Origin of the sequence: Saccharothrix carnea (assembly GCF_003014735.1) — a bacterium.
In the GTDB taxonomy this organism is placed as follows: domain Bacteria; phylum Actinomycetota; class Actinomycetes; order Mycobacteriales; family Pseudonocardiaceae; genus Actinosynnema; species Actinosynnema carneum.
This window is the reverse complement of the sequence record NZ_PYAX01000017.1, coordinates 58,557-78,184: the sequence shown is the minus strand read 5'-3', so window position 1 is coordinate 78,184 and position 19,628 is coordinate 58,557. Positions and strand designations below refer to the sequence as shown.

Annotated in this window: 19 protein-coding genes; 13 read left to right on the top strand and 6 right to left on the bottom strand. The window is 72.5% G+C overall.

From position 1 onward, the window contains the following. Positions 1–39: 39 nt before the first annotated feature. The 5 genes from B0I31_RS34020 to B0I31_RS34000 all read left to right on the top strand — a co-directional run bounded on the left by B0I31_RS34020 (position 40) and on the right by B0I31_RS34000 (position 4,039). Positions 40–381 carry a PadR family transcriptional regulator gene (locus B0I31_RS34020; protein WP_106619514.1) on the top strand — a complete coding sequence of 114 codons (342 nt, stop codon included), beginning with the start codon at positions 40–42 and terminating at the stop codon, positions 379–381. Further along, positions 378–1,040, top strand: a complete 663-nt coding sequence (locus tag B0I31_RS34015) for a permease prefix domain 1-containing protein (protein ID WP_106619513.1) — start codon at positions 378–380, stop codon at positions 1,038–1,040. Before B0I31_RS34020 ends, B0I31_RS34015 begins: the two co-directional genes overlap by 4 nt. Continuing rightward, entirely contained in the window at positions 1,037–1,642 is a 606-nt protein-coding gene (locus tag B0I31_RS34010) for a DJ-1/PfpI family protein (RefSeq protein ID WP_106619572.1), read from the top strand. Before B0I31_RS34015 ends, B0I31_RS34010 begins: the two co-directional genes overlap by 4 nt. A gap of 151 nt (positions 1,643–1,793) precedes the next feature. After that, positions 1,794–3,203, top strand: a complete 1,410-nt coding sequence (locus tag B0I31_RS34005) for a cellulase family glycosylhydrolase (RefSeq protein ID WP_106619512.1) — start codon at positions 1,794–1,796, stop codon at positions 3,201–3,203. Between the two features lie 161 nt (positions 3,204–3,364). Continuing rightward, positions 3,365–4,039, top strand: a complete 675-nt coding sequence (locus tag B0I31_RS34000; RefSeq protein ID WP_106619511.1) for a hypothetical protein — start codon at positions 3,365–3,367, stop codon at positions 4,037–4,039. A 1-nt stretch (position 4,040) separates the two neighbouring features. Here B0I31_RS34000 and B0I31_RS33995 read toward each other — a convergent pair whose 3' ends face one another. Beyond that, a complete protein-coding gene (locus tag B0I31_RS33995; protein ID WP_106619510.1) occupies positions 4,041–4,343 on the bottom strand; it encodes an Rdx family protein in 303 nt (100 codons plus the stop codon). Positions 4,344–4,834: 491 nt separating this feature from the next. Between B0I31_RS33995 and B0I31_RS33990 the strand changes: the two genes are divergently transcribed. Together B0I31_RS33990 and mmuM are read left to right on the top strand one after the other, a co-directional pair. Further along, positions 4,835–5,434, top strand: coding sequence for a phosphoribosylanthranilate isomerase (locus B0I31_RS33990; RefSeq protein ID WP_106619509.1), 600 nt, complete (start codon positions 4,835–4,837; stop codon positions 5,432–5,434). Between the two features lie 28 nt (positions 5,435–5,462). Continuing rightward, positions 5,463–6,362, top strand: coding sequence for a homocysteine S-methyltransferase (gene mmuM / locus B0I31_RS33985; RefSeq protein WP_245950633.1), 900 nt, complete (start codon positions 5,463–5,465; stop codon positions 6,360–6,362). Positions 6,363–6,770: 408 nt separating this feature from the next. On the opposite strand, the gene B0I31_RS33980 is transcribed toward mmuM, so the two are convergent. The 5 genes from B0I31_RS33980 to B0I31_RS33960 form a co-directional block, all read right to left on the bottom strand. After that, positions 6,771–7,421 carry a hypothetical protein gene (locus tag B0I31_RS33980; protein ID WP_106619507.1) on the bottom strand — a complete coding sequence of 217 codons (651 nt, stop codon included), beginning with the start codon at positions 7,419–7,421 and terminating at the stop codon, positions 6,771–6,773. Positions 7,422–7,531: 110 nt separating this feature from the next. Further along, complete coding sequence (locus B0I31_RS33975) at positions 7,532–8,371, bottom strand: poly(ethylene terephthalate) hydrolase family protein (RefSeq protein ID WP_245950632.1); 840 nt, start codon at positions 8,369–8,371, stop codon at positions 7,532–7,534. Between the two features lie 143 nt (positions 8,372–8,514). After that, a complete protein-coding gene (locus B0I31_RS33970; RefSeq protein WP_106619505.1) occupies positions 8,515–9,585 on the bottom strand; it encodes a zinc-dependent alcohol dehydrogenase in 1,071 nt (356 codons plus the stop codon). Further along, complete coding sequence (locus tag B0I31_RS33965; protein ID WP_245950631.1) at positions 9,573–10,916, bottom strand: MGH1-like glycoside hydrolase domain-containing protein; 1,344 nt, start codon at positions 10,914–10,916, stop codon at positions 9,573–9,575. The genes B0I31_RS33970 and B0I31_RS33965 overlap by 13 nt, the downstream gene beginning before the upstream one ends. 4 nt (positions 10,917–10,920) lie before the next feature. Beyond that, a complete protein-coding gene (locus tag B0I31_RS33960) occupies positions 10,921–11,703 on the bottom strand; it encodes a sugar phosphate isomerase/epimerase family protein (RefSeq protein ID WP_219910933.1) in 783 nt (260 codons plus the stop codon). Between the two features lie 193 nt (positions 11,704–11,896). On the opposite strand from B0I31_RS33960, the gene B0I31_RS33955 reads away from it, so the two are divergent. Genes B0I31_RS33955 through B0I31_RS33930 form a run of 6 tightly spaced genes read left to right on the top strand, consistent with a single transcriptional unit; the run spans position 11,897 to position 19,459 of the window. Next, complete coding sequence (locus B0I31_RS33955; RefSeq protein ID WP_106619504.1) at positions 11,897–13,288, top strand: ABC transporter substrate-binding protein; 1,392 nt, start codon at positions 11,897–11,899, stop codon at positions 13,286–13,288. Positions 13,289–13,299: 11 nt separating this feature from the next. After that, positions 13,300–14,238, top strand: coding sequence for a carbohydrate ABC transporter permease (locus tag B0I31_RS33950; protein ID WP_106619503.1), 939 nt, complete (start codon positions 13,300–13,302; stop codon positions 14,236–14,238). Further along, entirely contained in the window at positions 14,235–15,101 is an 867-nt protein-coding gene (locus B0I31_RS33945; RefSeq protein ID WP_106619502.1) for a carbohydrate ABC transporter permease, read from the top strand. The genes B0I31_RS33950 and B0I31_RS33945 overlap by 4 nt, the downstream gene beginning before the upstream one ends. Before the next feature lie 50 nt (positions 15,102–15,151). Continuing rightward, complete coding sequence (locus tag B0I31_RS33940) at positions 15,152–16,333, top strand: ROK family transcriptional regulator (RefSeq protein ID WP_181320675.1); 1,182 nt, start codon at positions 15,152–15,154, stop codon at positions 16,331–16,333. A gap of 40 nt (positions 16,334–16,373) precedes the next feature. After that, the gene (locus tag B0I31_RS33935; protein WP_106619500.1) at positions 16,374–18,536 is read left to right on the top strand and encodes an alpha-galactosidase; all 2,163 of its coding nucleotides are present in this window, start codon (positions 16,374–16,376) and stop codon (positions 18,534–18,536) included. Beyond that, the gene (locus B0I31_RS33930; RefSeq protein ID WP_181320674.1) at positions 18,533–19,459 is read left to right on the top strand and encodes a Gfo/Idh/MocA family protein; all 927 of its coding nucleotides are present in this window, start codon (positions 18,533–18,535) and stop codon (positions 19,457–19,459) included. The genes B0I31_RS33935 and B0I31_RS33930 overlap by 4 nt, the downstream gene beginning before the upstream one ends. The last annotated feature ends 169 nt before the right edge of the window (positions 19,460–19,628 follow it).

Genomic DNA, 19,628 nt, shown 5'->3' with positions numbered 1-19,628 from the left:
GTATCACACCTACGTAGTCGTTGTGTAGGCTGCCAACCCATGAAGGCGGACGCGGTGCGCGGGCACCTGGACGCGATGTTGCCGGCGGTGCTCGAACCGGGGCCGCTGCACGGCTACGCGGTCATCACCGCGGTCCAGCGGCGCAGCGCCGGCGCGCTCGAACTGCGCACCGGCACCGTCTACCCGGCGCTGAACCGGTTGGAGCGGCTGGGTTTGCTGCGCAGCCGCCGGCAACCGGTGTCCGACCGGCCCCGGCGGTGCCACGAGCTCACCGAGGCGGGTCGGCGCGACCTGGCGGGCGCCCGGTCGACGTGGCGGGAGTTCACCGCCGCGATCGACGCCGTGCTGGACCCGACCGCGTCGGCGAGGCGGGCGACGTGAGCACCGCGCCGCGCGCCGACCCGGTCGAGGACTACCTGGCGACGCTGACCACGTCCCTGCACGGCCCGGCGCGGGCCAAGGCCGCAATGATGCGCGAGGTGCGCGACGGCCTGGTCGACGCGGTGGAGGCGCAGACCCGCTTCGGCGTCCCCCGCGCCCAGGCGGCACACCGCGCGGTGCTGGACTTCGGGACGGCGGACGAGCTCGCGCCGTCGTTCCAGCGGGAGCTGACCATCGCCCAGACCCGCCGCACCGCCCGGGTCGCCGCGGTCACCGTGCCGGTCCTGGTGGTGTGCCGGTTCATGGTGCACGTCGTCGCCCGTGATCCGGACTGGCGACTGGGCGCGCTCGCCGTGCACCTGGCCGCGGTGGCGACCGCGTCCGGCCTGCTCGCGGTGACAGCGCTGGTGGCCACCGGCCCGCTCACCCGCCTGCTGCCCACGCCGCACCGGCTGCCGTCGGCGGTGGCGTGGACGGCGTCCGCCGCCGCGGTCGGCATGGCGCTCGCCGCCGTCGCGCTGGGCGTCACCTCGGCCCTGTCGACCGACTGGCCGTTGACCGCGTTCGCCGGTGTGCTCGCCATCGCGGCGCACGGGGTGGTCGCCGCATCGGCCCGCGAGTGCCGCCGGTGCGTGCGTGCCGGGGCGGGGTGTCGATGACCAGGCGTGTCGGGTTGCTGCTGTTCGACGAGGTCGAGGTGTTGGACGCGGGAGGGCCGTTCGAGGTGTTCTCCGTGGCCGGCCGCGTCGCCGTGCGCCGGGGTTCGGCCGCGCCGTTCGAGGTCGTGACGATCGGTGCCGCCGGTGCGCGGCCGGTGCGCGCCAGGGGCGGGCTGCGGATGGTGCCCGACGTCGGTCTCGGTGACGCGCCGGGGTGCGACGTGGTCCTGGTGCCCGGCGGTGTGGTGGACGAGGTCGAGGCGATGCCCGAGGTGTCGGCCTGGCTGCGCCGGACCCGTTCGCGCGCCGAGGTCGTCGCCTCGGTGTGCACGGGGGTGTTCGTGCTGGCCGCCGCCGGTCTGCTGGACGAACGCCCGGTCACCACGCACTGGGAGGACGTCGCCGACCTGCGCCGCCGGTGGCCGGACCTGGACGTGCGCGACGACGTCCGGTTCCTCGACCACGGCGACCTGGCCACCAGTGCCGGGATCAGCGCCGGTCTCGACCTGTCGCTGCACCTGGTCGGCCGATTGACCACCGTTGAGCTGGCCGTTGCCACGGCACGCCAGATGGACTACCAGTGGGTGCCGCAGCTCGGTTGACGCCTGGCGTGACCTCGCTCAACGGACACGCACCGTCACGCGCCGTGTCACTCTGCGAGACGCGGTCTATACGTGAACGCATCGATCGGTGTACGTTTCGCGGCGGGTCTGGGAGCGCTCCCAGACATTTGTCGAGATGAGGAGGGGCTCAGTGAAGCGCTCCACCGCAGTTCTTGCGGCTTGCGCGGTGGCCCTCGGTTCCGCGGCGACGATCACGTTGCCGAACGCCGTGGCCGCCGCCCAAGGCTGCAAGGTTGACTACACCGTCACCAGTCAGTGGTCGGGCGGGTTCCAGGCGGGCGTGAAGGTCACCAACCTCGGTGACACGATCTCCGGCTGGTCGCTCACCATCGCCTTCCCGAACACCTCGCAGCGGGTGTCCCAGGGTTGGAACGCGACGTGGACCCAGTCGGGCTCCACGGCCACCGCGACCAACGTCGACTGGAACCGGACGCTGGGCACCGGCGGGTCCACCGACCTCGGGTTCGTCGGTTCGTACTCGGGCAGCAACCCGACGCCCACGTCGTTCGCGCTCAACGGCGTGGTCTGCACGGGGTCCACGACGTCGACCAGCACGACGACGACTACCACCACCACGACGACCACGAACCCGCCCGTGGGCCGCACGCCGGTCGAGATCAACGGGCAGCTGCGGGTCTGCGGCGTGAACCTGTGCAACCAGTACAACCGCCCGATCCAGCTGCGCGGCATGAGCACGCACGGCATCCAGTGGTTCGACAAGTGCTACAACACCAACTCGTTGAACGCGCTGGCGAACGACTGGAAGTCCGACCTGTTCCGCATCGCGATGTACGTGCAGGAGCAGGGCTACGAGACGAACCCGTCCGGGTTCACCAACCGGGTGAACAGCCTGGTGGACATGGCCGAGGCGCGCGGCATGTACGCGATGATCGACTTCCACATCCTCACGCCGGGTGACCCGAACTACAACATCGACCGGGCGAAGACCTTCTTCGCGGCCGTGGCGCAGCGCAACGCGGCCAAGAAGAACGTGATCTACGAGATCGCGAACGAGCCGAACGGCGTGAGCTGGGCGTCGATCAAGAGCTACGCCGAGCAGGTCATCCCGGTGATCCGCGCGGCCGACCCGGACGCCGTGGTCATCGTCGGCACGCGTGCGTGGTCCTCGCTGGGCGTGTCGGAGGGCTCCAACGAGTCCGAGGTCATCAACAACCCGGTCAACGCCACCAACATCATGTACGCGTTCCACTTCTACGCCGCGTCGCACAAGGACAACTACCGCGCCGCGGTCAGCCGGGCGGCTCAGCGCCTGCCGCTGTTCGTGACGGAGTTCGGGACGGTCCTGGCCACCGGTGGCGGCACGTTCGACCGGGCGAGCACGGTGGCCTGGCTGGACCTGCTGGACTCGCTCAAGATCGGTTACGCGAACTGGACGTACTCGGACGCGAACGAGAGCAGTGCGGCGTTGCGGCCGGGCACGTGCAACGGCGGTGACTACTCCAGCAGCGGTGTGCTCACCGAGTCGGGTGCGCTGCTCAAGAGCCGGATCAGCACCACGGACAACTTCCCGACCAGCTGACCCACGCTCCACAGAGGACGGGGCCCCACGCGGCGACGCGCGGGGTCCCGTTTTTTCTTTGGTCGCTCGATCGGGTGACCGGTCCGCGGAAGGGGCCGGAATTGTCGGTGCCCGTCGCTAGCTTGCCGATCAGGGGTACGAACCGATCAGGGGGAGCAGTCATGGCGGACATCATCTACACCGACGGTCAGGGCCGGATCAGGTCGTCTCGCGGCAAGAAGGGAGGTGCGGGGACCGTGGTGGCGGCCGGGGTGCTGGTGCTGGGCCTGGTCGGTTCCGCGGGCGCGGCCGGCGGGGGAGGGGTGTTCGGGCCGAGCGCGAGCGGTTCGGCCGGGTCGTCGGGGGTGGCCGCGCGCAAGCTGGACGGGCAGAAGGCGGCGAAGCGGGGCGACCGCGACGGCGCGTGGCAGCGGCTGGGGATGCGGAGGCTGGACGACCGGTGGCAGCGGCAGGTCGAGTGCCTGTCGGCGTCGCACGGCGAGGTCCGGGAGTTCTTCGCGCACACGCCGTGCACGTCGTTGGACCGGGTGGTGATCGCGGTGGGGGACGGTGCCGGCAACAACGCGGTCGTGTCGGTGGCGTGGGTCGGCTTCCGCAACACCCGGGACCTGCGTGCGTTCAAGCGGATCGAGGACCGGCACGGCAGCGGCGACATCTACCCGCTGGGCGCGTCGTTGCTCGGCCTGGCGGACATCACGTTCACCGGCGACAACTACGGCACCGACGTCGACGGCACCACCATCACGGTCGCCGAGGCCGAACCCGCCGCCGGCCACGTCGACCGGGAGACGTTGGACGCCCTCGCCGAGGTGGCCGCCTACTTACCGCGCCCGTGACCTACTCCGGCTGGGCCTTGCGGTGCCGGTCGGAGTGCCCGAGGTCGCGGTCGGGGGCGATCCGGTCGCGGACGAGCTGCTTCAGCACGGCCAGGTCGGGGAACCCTCCTCGCTCCTTGCGCGACCAGAGCGTCTCGCCGCCGAGCCGGACGTCGAACACGCCACCCGTGCCGGGGACGAGCGCGACCTCGCCCAGTTCGGTGGTGAAGGTGGTCAGCAGTTCCTGCGCGGTCCAACCGGCGCGCAGCAGCCACCGGCACTGCGTGCAGTACTCGATCTCCAGGCGGGGTTCTCGCGCGGTCACGCACCCAGTATCGCGAGCGGGACGGTGTCGCGGCGACCTCGGTGGCGGTCGTCACGGCGGAAAGAGGTGACCAAGGGGGTGGCGAAGGGTCCGCGTGGTGTGCACACCGCGAAGGCGAAGTCGCCGACCGCCTACCGGTGTACTTGCCGGGCAACGGCGGGCTGGGACGGCGGCCCACCGCGTCCGCGCTGCCCGCCGCCGGCTGGACGGTGCGGCACGAGGGCCTGGTCCGGGCGCCGTGAGCCGGCGGTGGGGGGACGGAGCGGGCTCGAGGTGAGCGCGGGCCGGTGGGCAGGTGTGAGCGGGTGTAGTGGGCGCGGGATGGGCATGGGCGGGTGGGGTGCGGGTTGGTGGGGTGGGCGCTGGGCCGGTGAGGTGAGCGCTGGTCGGTGGAGCGGGCGCGAGGCGATGGGGCGGCGGCTGGTGGGCAGGTGTGAGCTGGTGTGGTGAATGTGGGTCGGTGTGGGTGGCTCGCCGCTACTGTCTGCGGCATGTACGTGAAGTTGTGCGGGCTGCGCACTCCGGCCGATGTCGCCGCCGCGGTGGACGCGGGTGCGGATGCGGTTGGGTTCGTGCTGAGTGCGAGCGTGCGCCAGGTGGACGTCGACACGGCGCGGCGGTTGGTCCGGGAGGTGCCGTCGCACGTGCTCGCGATCGGCGTGTTCAGCGGGGTGGTGGCGGCGGACGTGCGGCGGCTCGCCGAGGAGTCCGGTGTCGGCGCGGTCCAGTTGCACGGCGACTACCCGCGGGCGGCGTTCGACGAGGTGGGCGCGAGCGGGGTGCCCCTGGTCCGGGCGGTCGCGTTGACGGCGGACACCGACGTGCGGGTCGGCGCGTTCGGCGAGGAGATGCTGCTGCTCGACTCGCCGCAGGCCGGGTCGGGGCACCGGTGGGACCTCGCCGCGCTCGACGGCGCCCGGCCGGAGGGACGGTGGTTGCTGGCGGGCGGCCTCGGTGTGGCCAACGTCGCCGAGGCCGTGGCGCAGGCCCGACCGTGGGGTGTGGACGTGTCGAGCGGCATCGAGGCGAGCCGCGGGGTCAAGGACCACGGGCTCATGCGGGAGTTCGTCGCCGCCGCGCGGGCCGCCTGACGTCCGCCGTCGCGGTAGCGTGGTGGGGGTGGCCGAGGAACGGCTGTCCGAGGTGCTGGCCCGTCGCGTGGTGGTGCTGGACGGCGGGCTGTCGACCGCGCTCACGGCCGCCGGGCACGACCTGTCCGACTCGCTGTGGTCGGCCCGGCTGCTGCTCACCGACCCGGACGCCCTCCGGGCCGCCCACCTCGCCTACTACCGGGCCGGTGCCGAGGTCGCGATCACGTCCAGCTACCAGGCCACGTTCGAGGGTTTCGCCCGGCGCGGGCTCGGTGCGGCGGAGACGGCCGACCTGCTGCGCGCCAGCGTGACCCTCGCCCGCCGTGCCGCGTCCGAAGTGGACGGGCCGCGGTGGGTGGCGGCGTCGGTCGGCCCGTACGGCGCGATGCGGGCGGACGGCTCGGAGTACCGCGGGCGGTACGGCCTGCCGCCGGGTGCGCTGGAATCGTTCCACCGGCCCAGGATCGAGGTGCTCGCGGAGGCGGGTGCCGATGTGCTCGCGGTCGAGACGATCCCGGACGTCGAGGAGGCGGAGGCGGTGCTGCGGGTGGTCGCCGGGTCGGGCGTGCCGCTGTGGCTGTCCTACAGCGCCCGGGGTACGCGGACGTGCGCCGGCCAGCCGTTGGTCGAGGCGTTCGAGGCGGTGCGGGGCGTGGACGAGGTGGTCGCAGTCGGCGTCAACTGCTGCGACCCGGCCGACGTGGACGAGGCCGTGGCGATCGCCCGGTGGGTCACCGGAAAACCGGTCGTGGTGTACCCGAACAGCGGTGAGACCTGGGACGCCGCCACCAGGAACTGGACCGGCACCCCGACCTTCGAGCCCGCGCGCGTGGCGGCTTGGGTGTCGGGCGGCGCGCGGCTGGTCGGCGGCTGCTGCCAGGTCGGCCCAGGGATGATCGCCGAACTGGCCGCCGCGCTGCCTGCCTGACCGGCCCGGTGTGGATGATCGACGATCCTGCCGCTGGCAATGGTCCGCTCGGCGAGGAATCGGCAGGCCGGCCGCCGGCTGTGGGTCTGATCGGTGGAGAATCGGCGGGCCGGCCGCTGGGTTCTCGGTCGGACCGGCGGGGTGACGGGTGGGCTGGTTGTGGGGCTGAGTGGTCCTGGGGATCGGCGAGGCGGCTGTGTGGAGGTCGGGTTCGCGTGCGGCTGTTCCGGGTGCGCGACGACACGCTTCGTCGCGGTCCACCGGCGTGCGGGCGAGCCGGTGGGCGTCCTGGGCTGGAACATGCCCAAGCAGGCCCGCCGACTGCGGCAACGCCTCCTCGGCCGGGTCCTGGCCGAGGAGGGACGCCCGGGTCGGCCCCCTGGCCCGGCCCGGGACCGCGACCGGGTGTCACTTCGTCCAGGTGACCGGCGCCTTCTCGTAGCCCTCGCTCCGGTCGAACGTCGCGCCCGCCACGGCGGAACCCTCGCGCGCACCCTGCAGCACGCACGTCTCGTACTTCGCGCCGGCGGTGGTGAAGTCCTTCTTGGCCGACTCCGACTCGCACTGCGCGGTGTCCCCGCTGATGATCACGCCGGTGCCCTTGCCGTCCGCGCCGACCGCGCGCAGGCTCACCGAGCTGTACGACAGGTCGGTGCCGCCGACGTTCTCCACGGTCACCCTGATGTAGTACGGCGTGATGCCCTTGGCCTTCTCGCCGAACGACGCCAGGTCGGCGTTGGTCCCCGCGTCGATCGCGGTCACGGTGAGGGCGATCGTGCCGGACTTGTCGTTGCCGAACTTGAACGGCACCACAGCGCGCTCGCCGACCTTCAGCTTGGTGCCGGGCGCGGTCACGTCACCCTCGGGTGCCTTGGCGGCGCTGGACTTCGTGCTCGTCGGCGCCGCGTCGGACTTCGTGGTCTCGGTGGTCGCGTCGACCGCGGGCGTGGTGGCGGGCCCGGCGCTGCCCGTGGTGGCTTCCCCGCAGGCCGACAGCAGGAGGGCGAGGGCGCCCACGGAAGCGACCAACGTGCGATTGACGTGCCTGAACGACTGCATGGGCCGCACCGTAGCCGCACCCGGCGCAGCGCACTGTGGTCCGTTCGCACCACAGCCGCCTGCGCTGCCCGTCACAGTGGTCGTGGTGGGCAGCGCAGGCGTCACCGGAGTCAGCCCAGGTTCTTCTGCATCACGTCCCAGTCGGTGGCGCACAGGCCGCAGTCCGGGCCGACGAACTGCGCCTTGCTCGCCGGGTCGCCCTTGAGGTGCCACTTGAGCCAGTGCCCGCCGACCCGGCCGAACTCGCCGCCGTTCGGCTGGTCGAACGTGCCGAAGTGGCCGACGTCGAGGTTGCCCATGAACGCGGGCAGTCCGGCGGGCAGCCGCCGCCAGTCGTCCATCGCGTTCTCGTAGGCGATGTCGGTCGGCCCGCCGATGAAGTAGGCGATCGGCACGCGCAGGCGTTGCAGCAGGTGGTTCTGCGAGTCGTTGAGCATGCCGCTGTTCCACAGCACCGTCGTGGTCAGGCGCGGGTCGGCGGCGACCTCGTAGGTCTCGATGCCGCCGCACGACTGGCCCATCACGGCGATCTTGGTGGTGTCGATCCTGCCGTAGTACTTGCTGGTGCGCCGGGAGTTCTCCGCGACCGCCCAGTCGATGGCGTCGACGAGCATGTCGGAGTCGGTCGACCCGGAACCACCCGGTCGGCCGTTCGCGATGACCAGGAAACCGTGCGAGGCCCACTCGGTGAGGATGTTCTGGAACCACGTGCCGTCCGCGCGGCACGCGCCGTTGCCCCAGGCCACGATGGGCAGCTTGACGCCCGCCGGCAGGGTGTTGGGCCGGTAGATCGTGTGGTTGTACAACCGCAGGGTCGTCTCGTAGCCGGCGGAGTACGGTCCCGAGCCGCCCAGGACCGAGGGTGGTGCCGCGCCGGCCGTGCCGGTGGCCGTCGCGGTCAGCACGCCGGCCAGGGTGAGGACGCTGAGAATCGCACTGCGCAGTCGCATGGTGTTCTCCATCGGTCCGAAGGGGATTTCCGCGCCGTGGTCCGGAATCTGGCGCACGGAACCCGACCGCGGCCAGGGACGGCGCGGCGGACCGGCGAAACCACCGATCTCCCACCGCCGGCACCCGCGAGGACGCGGAACGGCTACGCGTCGCCGTGCCGGTGGTCGCACCCATCCGGTGCGGCGAACCCCAGCACGACCTGCACCACCTGCTCCGGGCGGCGGTCGATCAGGTCGTAGGCCCAGGCCGCGTCGGTGAACGGCACGACGTGCGAGACCAGTGGCCGCAGCCGCAGGTGTTCGGCCACGGCCAGGTCGATGACGGTGGCGTTGAGCCGCGCGCGGTCCCACCGGTGCGCGTGGCGCGGCGCGACGCCGGAGATCTGCGAGCAGACCAGGTCGACCCGGTTGTGGTGGAACTCCTCGCCGAGGAACAGGCCGCGTGCCTCGCCCTGGTAGAAGCCACCCGTGACGACGCGCGCGTTGTAGGCGACCGTGCGCACGGCCTCGTGCAGCGCCTTGGGGTTGCCGCTGACCTCCACGGCGACGTCCGCCCCGCGTCCCGCCGTCAGCTCGCGGACCTGCTCGGCGACCCGCCCCTCGCGGGCGTCCAGCGTTACCTCTGCGCCGAGCCGCCGGGCCAGCTCCAGGCGGTCCGGGAGGGCGTCCACGGCGACGACCCTGGCGCCGTTGCGCCGCGCGAGTTGGGCCACGATCTGCCCCACCACGCCCAGGCCGAACACCACGACGGTCTCGCCCACGTGCAGGTCGGCGTCCAGCACGACGTTGAGCGCGACGGCGCCGATGTGGCTGAAGATGCCCAGCACCGGGTCCGCGCCCGGGGCGAGCACCCGTGCCGCCGCGTACTCCTGCTCGACCACGGTCGTCGACCGGTGGCCCCACGCGCCCCAGACGACCTGGCCGGGCCGGACCGCGTCGACCTCGCCGCCGACCTCGACCACCTCGCCGACCTCCTCGTACCCGACCACCGCCGGGTACGCGGCCGCGGGCCTGGCCGGCACGAACAGGCGCGTGTCGGCGTCCCACGTCTTGACCACGTGGGCGTTGGTGCCGCGGTACTGGGTCAGCTCGGTGCCCGCGGAGATCCCCGAGTACAGGGTGCGCAGCCGCACGCCGGTCGCGTGCAGCGGCGGATCGGGCTCCTCGGCGATCGTGACGCAGCCCGGTGCGTCCAGCCGTACTACCGTTGCCATCGCTGCCCTTCCGGTTCCCGTGCCAGGACGTCCAGCAGGAGCGCCGCCGTCCAGCTGAAGTGGTCGGAGCCGAGACCTTCGCCGGTCACGGGGTGGAAGTACTCCCGGAAACCGGCGGTGGAGACCAGGTGGACCAGGTCCGCCGCCAGCCGTTCGGCGTGCCCGGTCTCGCCGTGCGCGAGCAGTGCCCGCCACAGCAGCCAGGTCGTGTTCACCCACGTCGGACCGCGCCAGTACCGGTGCGGGTCGGCGTCGGGCGCGGTGAGGTCGTAGCTCGGCACGCCGAGCACGCCCGGTGCCGCGAACGACGGTCCGGTGAGGGTCTCCAGCACCGCCGCGCGGTGCCCGCCCGGCAGCAGGAGCGGGACGAGCCCGGACACCGTGCGCTTGCGCAGGGCACGGCCGGTGCGCGCGTCGAGCGCCACGTAACAGCCCAGCGCCGGGTCGAACAGGCGGGTGTGGACCTGGTGGGTCAGCTCCCGCGCCCGCTCGGCGTGCCTGCCCGGGTCCGCGCCGATCCGGCGGGCGAGCGAGGCCAGCGCGTCCTCCGACCAGGCGAGCACGGCGCAGAACAACGGGTCCACGGTGCAGAACGGCAGGCCGAGCAGGTCGTCGTCGGCGTAACGCCGGTCGCGGTAGGCCGCCACGATGCCCATGTACCGCGCGTAGTCGGAGTCCGTGGGCCGGTGCCCGGCGTCGGCGTGCCGCAGATCGCGCCGCAGCACCGTGATGTCGTCGGCCAGGCCGGGGTCGACCGCGGCGAGCGGTTCGTCCCACGACGGGCTGTTGTCCAGCCCCGACTCCCACGGGTGCACGATCCCGACCAGCCCGGACGCGACGCTCCGCCGTTCGAACAGGTAGTCGTGGGAGCGCACGAGCCTCGGGTACAGGCGCCGGACGGCCGCGTCGGTGGCGGCACCGGGGTGGCGTTCGGCGATGGCCAGCACGGCGGCGGCGTGCACCGGCGGCTGGACCAGGCCGGTGGTCGACACGCCCGCCGGTGGCCCGTGCCGCGGCAGCGGTCGCCAGAACGCCGGACCCGGGAAGTAGGCGTCCTCGGGCACGGCCGGGTTGAACACGATCTGCGGCACCCGGCCGTCGCCCCACTGCGCGCCGTGCAGCGCGGTCAGCTCCGCGAACGCCCGCCGCGGGCCGAGGTGGGCCTGGCCGATGGCGATGAACGCGGAGTCCCAGCTCCACTGGTGCGGGTAGAGCGCGGTCGTCGGCACGGTGGCCGAACCGCGCCAGTTGCGCAGCAGCGTCGCGGCGGCCCGCCGGCGCAGGTCGGCGATGTCCGGGGCGTGCGGCTCGGGTGTCGTCCCGATGCTCACGGCCTTACCCGCCCGCCTGCCGCAGCACGCTCACCGCGGCGGGTAAGCAGGTGCGGGCGGGGCCGGACAGGCGGCACGCGAGGCTCACCCACCCCTGGTACCCGGCGGCGTCGAGGGCCGCGAAGACCGACGACCAGTCGACGTGCCCGGCGCCGGGTTCCAGCCCGGTGGAGTCGGCCAGCTCGACGTGCCCGAGCCACGGCCCGGCCGCGAGCAGCGCGCCGGCGGGGTCGGCTTCCTCGATGTTCATGTGGAACGTGGCCGCGGCCACCCGCGCGGACGGCAGCCCCACCGCGCGGCACAGCTGCGCCGCCTGGTCGAGCGTGTTGACGGCGTGGCCCTCGTAGCGGTTGACCGGTTGCACGCACAGCGTCACGCCTTCCCGCGCGGCACGTTCGGCGAGGCGGCGCAGGGCGTCCGACAGCGTGTCGTGGTCCGCTGTGGACGATCTGGGCAGCGGCACCCGGCGGGTGCCGGACACCGGCACGACCACGGCCGGCGCGCCCAGCGCCGCCACCGAGGACACCTGGCGGAGCCCGCGTCCGGGGTCGCCGACGAGGGGCAGCGCGTCCAGGCGCACGGCGGGCAGGACGACACCCCGGCCGGCCGCGCGTTCGAGCACGCCGAGCCTGGCCTCGAACGCCTCGCCGTTGCGCAGCAGCAGTTCGATGCCGTCGAAACCGGCCGACTGCGCGAACTCCCACTTCTGCTCGATCGAGGCGCCCGGCAGCAGCTGCTCCTGGCAGGCGATCTTCCACTGCGGCATGGCCGACATTAATCCCGTCATCAGTCAAAACGGCAATGCGGTATCCCGATCCCGGTGCGCGCCGATCGGTGAACGGCTTGCCACGGCCCGGTACGGGCCCGAAGTCACGTCCGGATTGGCGGTTGTCACGGGACAAACCGGGGTGTTCAGTGGCGCCACCGAACACCCGGCCCTGGTCCGCGAGAGGTCGCGGACCACCGGAAGGGAGCGACCCATGACCGGACGAGGACTGCGCGTGCTCGCCGCCGCGGTGCCTGTCGCCCTGGTGCTGTCGGCCTGCGGTGGCGGTGATTCCGGTGGTGGCGCGGACGGCCCGCTCGTCTTCTGGACCATCGAGGACACCGCGGACCGGGTGCGCGCCCAGGAACGCCTGCTGGCCGCGTTCACCGAGAAGACCGGCATCGAGACCAAAGTGGTCGCGGTAGCCGAGAACCAGCTGACCACGGTGCTCACCTCGGCCGCGGCGTCCGGCGAGCTGCCCGACGTGATCGGGTCGATCTCGCTGCCGATCATGAGCCAGTTGCGCACCGACGACCTGCTGGACACCGACGCGGCCGGGCAGGTCGTGGCCGCGCTCGGCACGGAGACCTTCGCGGCGCAGTCGCTGGAGCTGACCCGCGAGGGCGACACGCAGCTCGTGGTGCCCAGCGACGGGTGGGCCCAGCTCCTGTTCTACCGCAAGGACTTGTTCGCGCAGGCCGGGTTGCAGCCGCCGACCACGTACGACGCGATCCGACAGGCCGCCGAACGGCTCGACCAGGGCGACGTCGCCGGGATCGCCGCGAGCACCACGCCCGCCGACGTGTTCACCCACCAGACGTTCGAGCACCTGGCGCTGGCCAACGGGTGCGCGCTGGTGGGTGACGACGGCCAGGCGGCCTTGCACAGCCCCGAGTGCGTCGGCGCGTTCCAGTTCTACACCGACCTCGTCGGCAAGCACTCCACGGCGGGCAACCAGGACGTCGACACCACGCGGGCCACGTACTTCGCGGGCCGGTCGGCGATGGTCATCTGGTCGTCCTACCTGCTGGACGAGCTGGCGGGGCTGCGCGCCGACGCGCTGCCGACGTGCCCGGAATGCCAGGCCGACCCGTCTTTCCTGGCGAAGAACACGGGCGTGGTGGCCGCGTTGAGCGGGCCCGCCGGCGGCGAGCCGACCACGTTCGGCGAGACGGCGTCGTTCGCGGTGCTCAAGGACGCGGCCACGGAGGACGCGAAGAAGCTGGTCGAGCACCTGATGACCGACGGGTACCGCGACTGGCTCGCCATCGCGCCGGAGGGCAAGGTCCCGGTCCGCGCGGGCACCAAGGACAACCCCGAGCAGTACGTGGAGATGTGGCGCGGGCTCGACGTCGGCGTGGACACCAAGGCGCCGCTGTCGAAGTTCTACGACGCGGAGACGTTGCGGGTCGTGCAGGAGAGCCCGCGCAGCTTCAGCCGGTGGGGCTTCACGCAGGGCAAGGCGGAACTCGCGGGCGCGGTGGCCGGGCAGCTGGTCGTGCCCAAGGCGCTGGCCGAGGTGCTGAACGGCGGTGGTGACGCGGCCGGTGCGGCGCGCAAGGCGAGCGAGCAGGCCTCGGTCATCGCCCAGGAACTCGGCGAGTAGCGGGCCCCGCGATGGCGCGGACGCTGAGGCAGCACGACGCCCGCACCGGGTTGCTGCTGCTCACCCCGACGCTGGTGATCGTGCTCGCGGTCGTGCTGGTGCCGTTGGCGTGGTCGGTGCTCATCGCGTTCCAGCGGGTGCGGCTGATCGACGTCGGCCGCACGGGGCTGTTCGACAAGCTGACCCTGGACAACTTCGTCCGCGTGTTCGCGTCGGACGCGTTGTGGAACAGCCTGCGCACGACCGTGCTCTACACGGCCGGGTCGACGTTCCTGGCCATCGCGTTGGGGCTGGTCGCCGCGCTCGCCCTGCGGCGGCCGTTCCCCGGCCGGGCGTTCGTGCGCGCGGCGATGCTCATCCCGTACGTGGCGCCGGTCGTAGCCGTCACGTTCGTGTGGCGCGTGCTGCTCAACCCGGAGTTCGGTCTCGTCAACAGCTGGGGCAGGCGGCTGTTCGGGTGGGACGACCCGATCGCGTTCCTGTCCCAGGCACGGGGCGAGATCACGCTGTTCGGGCTCGACGTGCCGGTGCCCACGGCGTTGTTGACGGTGATCGCGTTCGAGGGGTGGCGGTACTTCCCGTTCGCGTTCCTGTTCCTGCTGGCCCGGCTGTCGGCGTTGCCGGGTGACCAGGAGGAGGCGGCGACCGTGGACGGCGCGACGCCGACGCAGCGGTTCCGGCACATCGTGCTGCCGCAGCTGATGCCGGTGATCGCGGTGCTCGTGGTGCTGCGGACCATTTGGACGTTCAACGAGTTCGACGACGTCTTCCTGCTCACCGGGGGCGCGGCGGGCACGGAGGTGGTGAGCGTGCGGGTGTACGAGCTGCTGACCGTGCAGCGCAACGTGGGTGCCGCCGCCGCGCAGTCCGTGCTGCTCGCCGTGGTGCTGGTCGTGCTGCTGGGCGCCTACCTGTGGTTGCTGCGGCGGCGGGAGGGTGCGGGGTCATGAGCCGGGACCGGGTCGAGCGGGCCGTGTTCGCCGTGCTGCGGCCGGTGGTGGTCGGGTGCTTCCTGATCGCGACGCTGCTGCCGTTCTACGCGATGCTGATGCTGTCGCTGCGGCCGATCGAGGACCTGCTGCGGCGGCCGGACTCGTTGCTGGTCGATCTAAGCCGGTTGACGTTGACCACGTACGCCGACGTGCTGCGGCCGGTGGCGGACGGCGGCCAGGGTTTCCTCGGCCTGCTGGGCAACAGCGCCCTGGTGGCGACCGCGTCGGTGCTGGTGGCGCTGGTGATCGCCGTTCCGGGCGCGTATGCGGTGAGCAGGCTGGAGTTCTTCGGCAGGCGGCACGTCAGCGCGCTGTTCCTGGCGGTGTACCTGTTCCCGGGCATCGTGCTGGCGATCCCGCTGTTCGTCCTGCTCACCAAGATGCAGCTGCGCGGCTCGCTGGTCGGCCTGGTGCTGGTCTACCTCGCGCAGACCGTGCCCGTGGCGATCTACATGCTCAAGAACTACTTCGAGACGATCCCGGTGAGCGTCGAGGAAGCCGGGCTGGTCGACGGCCTGAGCCGGGTCGGCGTGATCCGGCGGATCAGCCTGCCGCTGGCGATGCCCTCGGTGGTGGCGACCGGCATCTTCGTGTTCATGATCGCCTGGAACGAGTTCCTGTTCGCCCTGCTGTTCCTGGTCGAGCGGCGGGACAGCTGGACCGTGTCGCTCGGGCTGGCGCAGCTGTCCGGCAGCATCGAAGTGCCCACGACCGTGCTCATGGCCGGGTCCGTCGTCATCACGGTGCCGGTGGTGGTGCTGTTCTTCCTGACCGAACGGCTACTCTCACAGGGCCTGACCAGCGGCGCGGAGAAGGGGTGAACGCGGCGGTGGCGGCGGGCACGACGCCCTTGGCGAGGAGGGGATCCCCGGTGGCGCGCAGCGGTTTCCCGGCGTCGCCGGGCGAGATCCTCGCGCTGGTCCGGTCCGGGCGCGTGAAGACCCGGCGTGATCTGCAGGAACTCACCGGGCTGTCCCGGTCCACGGTGGCGCTGCGGCTGAGCCAGCTGATCTCGGCGGGCTACATCCGCGCGGTCGAGCAGCGGCGGGGTACCGCGGGCCGCCCGGCCGAGGTGCTGTCGTTCGAGGAGAGCGACAAGCTGGTGCTGGCGGCCGACCTCGGCGCGACGCACGCGCGGTTCGCGCTGACCGACGCGGGCGGGCGGATGCTCGGCGAGCGCACCGAGGACCTGCTGATCGGGCAGGACCCCGACGTGGTGCTGAAGATCGTGATCCGGCGGTTGCGGGACCTGCTCAAGAGCGCCGGACGCGACCGGGCCCGGCTCGCGGGGGTGGGCGTGGGGCTGCCCGCGCCCGTCGACTTCCGGACCGGGCGGCCCGTGCAGCCGCCGATCATGCCCGGCTGGCACGGGGTCGAGGTGGCGCGGACGCTGTCCGACGCGCTGGGGTGCCCGGCGTTCGTGGACAACGACGCGAACCTGCTCGGGCTCGGCGAGGTGCGCGAGCGGTACCCCGGTGTGGACAACCTGCTGTTCGTGAAGGTGGGAACCGGTATCGGGGCCGGGGTCATCCTCGGCGGCAGGCCGGAACGGGGCACCACCGGCCAGGGCGGGGACATCGGGCACATCCGGATCGCCCGGCCGGTGGACGGCGCGCGGTGCCGGTGCGGCGCGACCGGGTGCCTGGCCGCGCACGCGAGCGGCGCGGCGCTGGCCCGGCAGCTCACCGAACGCGGTATCGAGGCGCGGACCAGCCGTGACGTGGTGCGACTGGTCGCCGAGGGCGACTCGGCCGCGATCACGCTGGTGCGGGACGCCGGTCGGCTGCTGGGCGAGGTGCTGGCGACCGCGGTGGCGTTGCTCAACCCGACCGTGGTGGTGATCGGCGGCGACCTCGCGCTCACCCGCGAACACCTCCTCGTCGGTGTGCGCGAGCGGCTCTACGAGCGGACCGTGTCGGCGTTGACCAGCAGCCTGGCCGTGGTGGAGAGCCAGCTCGGCGACCGGGCCGGTGTGCACGGCGCCCGGCACCTGGTGATCGACCAGGTCTTCTCGGCCGAGGCGGTCGACGCCCGGCTCGCACCCGAAGTCTGACCGGTCCGGCGGACTCCGGGCGGATCCCGGAAGGAGAGCGATGCCCGAGGTGACCTCTGCCATCACGCGGACCACGTGCGCCGGACGGCCCGCGTGGCTGCTGCGGACCCGGTGGAACGCGATGCTGCTGTCCCTGGGGGACGGCGGGGTGTTGATGCTCGACCACTGGGGCGGCGACGGCGGTGGGCTCGGCGGTGACTCCTACCTGCCGCACACGCCGTGGAACCGGCCGTCCCAGGCCCAGTTCCTGGACGGCGTGCCGCTCGGGTACTCCGTGTACGGTGACCGCGCGTTCAAGGAACCGGGCCTGGTCGTGGCACGCGCGGACGGCTCGGCGGTGTCACGGCCGGCCTGGCGTGAGGACCACGTCGAGGACGACGTGCTGCGGCTCGTGTTCGAGGACGTCGGGTCGGGTCTCGTGGTGGAGCACCGGTTCGCGGTGTTCGCCGAGCACGGCGTCGTGGAGCGCGACGTGCTGGTGGAGAACCGGGGCGCGGAGGCGTTGCGGGTGGAACGGATCGCCAGCGCCGTGCTCGGGTTGCCGCCGGCGCGTTACGAGTCGTGGACGCTGCACGGCCGGTGGGGCGACGAGTACCAGCTGACCCGGCGTGACCTGGCGGCGGGCAAGGTGGTGGTCGAGAGCAGGCGCGGGTTCACCAGCCACGAGGCCAACCCGTGGTTCGCCCTGAGCCGGGTGGGTGAGGCCGGGCCCGTCTGGTTCGGCGCGTTGGCGTGGAGCGGCAACTGGTCGATCGTGTTCGAGACCGAGCGCAACGACGCCCTGCACGTGGTGGCGGGCGTCAACCCGTTCGACTCGGCGTGGCACCTGGAGCCGGGCGGGACCTTCCGCACGCCGTCGCTGGTCTGCGGCTACGCCGAGGACGGCGTGGACGGCGCGGCGCGGCTGCTGCACCGCTACCAGCGCGACCACGTGCTGCCCGCCCGGCACCGCGACACGCCTCCGCCCGTGCACTACAACACCTGGCTGGCGACGTCGTTCGACGTGGAAGTCGGCCACCAGGTCGAGCTGGCCACCCGGGCCGCCGAGCTCGGCGTCGAGCTGTTCGTCGTGGACGACGGCTGGTTCGGCGCGCGGACCAGCGACCACGCCGGGCTCGGCGACTGGGTGGTCGACCCGGTGAAGTTCCCGAACGGGCTGGGTGAGCTCGTCGACGAGGTCCACCGGTTGGGGATGCGGTTCGGGATCTGGCTGGAACCCGAGATGGTCAACCCGGACAGCGACCTCTACCGGGCACACCCGGACTGGGTGCTGCACCTGCCGGACCGCGAGACCACCCTGTCCCGCCACCAGCTCGTGCTCAACTTCGCGCGCCACGACGTGCGGGAAGCCGTGCTGGCGCGGGTGCGCGCGCTGCTGGCCGACCACCCGATCGACTTCGTCAAGTGGGACCACAACCGCCCCTACACCGAGGTCGGGTGGCCGCAGGCGCCGGTCGAACGGCGGCGTGAGGTGTGGGTGCGGCACGTGCGGGGCGTGTACGAGGTGATGGGGCGGCTGCGCGCGGAGTTCCCCGACCTGATGATCGAGACGTGCGCCGGCGGTGGTGGGCGGGTGGACTTGGGTGTGTTGGGGCTGGCGGATTTCGCGCAGGTCAGCGACAACACCGACCCGTCGGACCGGCTGCGGGCCCAGTACGGGTTCAGCCGCGCCTACGCGCCGAGGGCGATGGTGGGGTGGGTGGCGGACGTGCCGGAACCGACCACCGGCCGCACCAGCCCGCTGGAGTTCCGCTTCCACGTGGCCATGCAGGGCGTGCTGGGGATCTCCGGTGACATCCTCGGGTGGAGCGGGGAGGAGCGGACGCGGGCGGCCGGGCTGATCGCCGGGTACAAGCGGCTGCGGGCCGTGGTCCAGGACGGCGACCAGTACTGGCTCGTGCCGCCGGCGGAGAGCGGGCCGTGCGCGGTGCAGTACGTGTCCCGCGACCGGCGGGAGGTGGTGGTGTTCGTCTACCAGGTGCGTGGGGTGGCGGGGGAGGGGCCGCGGCGGATCAGGTTGCGCGGCCTGGACGCGGAGCGGCACTACCGGCGGGCGGACGACGGTCTCGTCACGACCGGGGCCGCGTTGATGGCCGCGGGTCTGTCGTCGGCGTTCCCGCAGCCGCCCGCGCCGCGGCACACCGAGGACTGGCGGAGCCGGGTCGAGCTGTGGGAAGCCGTGGACGAGGAGGCGATGTCGTGAAGGTGGCGTTGATAGGTACCGGGTACATCGCCGGACGGCACGCGGCGGCGTTGACCGGGCTGGGGGCGGAGGTGGTCGGGCACGTCGGTCGGTCCGGGGTCGAGCAGGCCGCTGCCCGGTGGGGTGGCCGGGCGTACCGGGACACGGCCGCCCTGCTGGCCGAGGAGGACGTGGACGCGGCCTGGATCTGCGTGCCGCCCGGCGCCCACGGCGAGGTCGAGCTCGCGCTCATCGAGCACGGTGTCCCGTTCTACGTGGAGAAACCGATCGGCACCGGTCTCGACGTGCCGCGCCGGGTGGAGGCCGTGCTCCGCGACGGTGGTCCGTTGGCGTGCGTCGGCTACTACTGGCGGGGCATGGAGGTCATCCCCGAGCTGCGCCGGATGCTCGCCGAGACACCGCCGCACCTGGTGCGTGCCGCCTGGCACGGCCTCGTGCCGCCCGTGCCGTGGTGGCGGCTGGAGGCCGAGAGCGGGGGACAGGTGGTGGAGCAGGCCACGCACCTGTTCGACCTGGCGCGGTTCCTGCTCGGTGAGGCCGAGGTCGTCCACGCCGTGACGCGGCGGCCGTCGCTGGCTTCCCACCCCGACCTGGACGTGGCCGCGGTCAGCGCCGCCACCCTGGCGTTCGGCTCGGGACCGCTGGGCGTGTTCACCGCGACCTGCGTCCTGCACGCGACGGTGGACGCCGGGATCGAGTTCCACTGCGAGGGCCGGAAGCTGACGCTGACGACCAAGGTCCTGCGGCGGGAAGACGCCGAGGGCAGCCACGAGATCCCGATCGGCCGCGATCCGCTCGTCGTCGCCGATGAACGGTTCCTGGCGGCGGTGCGTGACGGCGACCCGGGCCAGGTGGTGTGCGACTACGCGGACGCGTTGCGCACGCAGGAACTCTGCTGCCGGGTGCGGGACCTGGCCGGGTGAGGGAGTTGGCCGGGCGAGGTGCTTGAGAAGCTTGGAATGATGAAGAGCGTCCTCGCCGGACGGGCAGATCAGCAGGATGACCCCGACTACGCCTGGAAGCTCCTGACCCGGCGTGGTCCCGGGCTTCGTGTCATCCCACCGACCTCCCTCGCGGACGGTGACCGGCGCA

What these genes read in the sequence shown, in the direction of transcription:
- B0I31_RS34010 (WP_106619572.1), top strand. Translation starts at nt 1,037, where the DNA reads ATGACCAGGCGTGTCGGGTTGCTGCTGTTCGACGAGGTCGAGGTGTTG.
- B0I31_RS33960 (WP_219910933.1), bottom strand. Translation starts at nt 11,703, where the DNA reads ATGACGGGATTAATGTCGGCCATGCCGCAGTGGAAGATCGCCTGCCAG.
- B0I31_RS33990 (WP_106619509.1), top strand. Translation starts at nt 4,835, where the DNA reads ATGTACGTGAAGTTGTGCGGGCTGCGCACTCCGGCCGATGTCGCCGCC.
- B0I31_RS33935 (WP_106619500.1), top strand. Translation starts at nt 16,374, where the DNA reads ATGCCCGAGGTGACCTCTGCCATCACGCGGACCACGTGCGCCGGACGG.
- B0I31_RS33970 (WP_106619505.1), bottom strand. Translation starts at nt 9,585, where the DNA reads ATGGCAACGGTAGTACGGCTGGACGCACCGGGCTGCGTCACGATCGCC.
- B0I31_RS33980 (WP_106619507.1), bottom strand. Translation starts at nt 7,421, where the DNA reads ATGCAGTCGTTCAGGCACGTCAATCGCACGTTGGTCGCTTCCGTGGGC.
- B0I31_RS34000 (WP_106619511.1), top strand. Translation starts at nt 3,365, where the DNA reads ATGGCGGACATCATCTACACCGACGGTCAGGGCCGGATCAGGTCGTCT.
- B0I31_RS34020 (WP_106619514.1), top strand. Translation starts at nt 40, where the DNA reads ATGAAGGCGGACGCGGTGCGCGGGCACCTGGACGCGATGTTGCCGGCG.
- B0I31_RS33950 (WP_106619503.1), top strand. Translation starts at nt 13,300, where the DNA reads ATGGCGCGGACGCTGAGGCAGCACGACGCCCGCACCGGGTTGCTGCTG.
- B0I31_RS33975 (WP_245950632.1), bottom strand. Translation starts at nt 8,371, where the DNA reads ATGCGACTGCGCAGTGCGATTCTCAGCGTCCTCACCCTGGCCGGCGTG.
- B0I31_RS33945 (WP_106619502.1), top strand. Translation starts at nt 14,235, where the DNA reads ATGAGCCGGGACCGGGTCGAGCGGGCCGTGTTCGCCGTGCTGCGGCCG.
- B0I31_RS33955 (WP_106619504.1), top strand. Translation starts at nt 11,897, where the DNA reads ATGACCGGACGAGGACTGCGCGTGCTCGCCGCCGCGGTGCCTGTCGCC.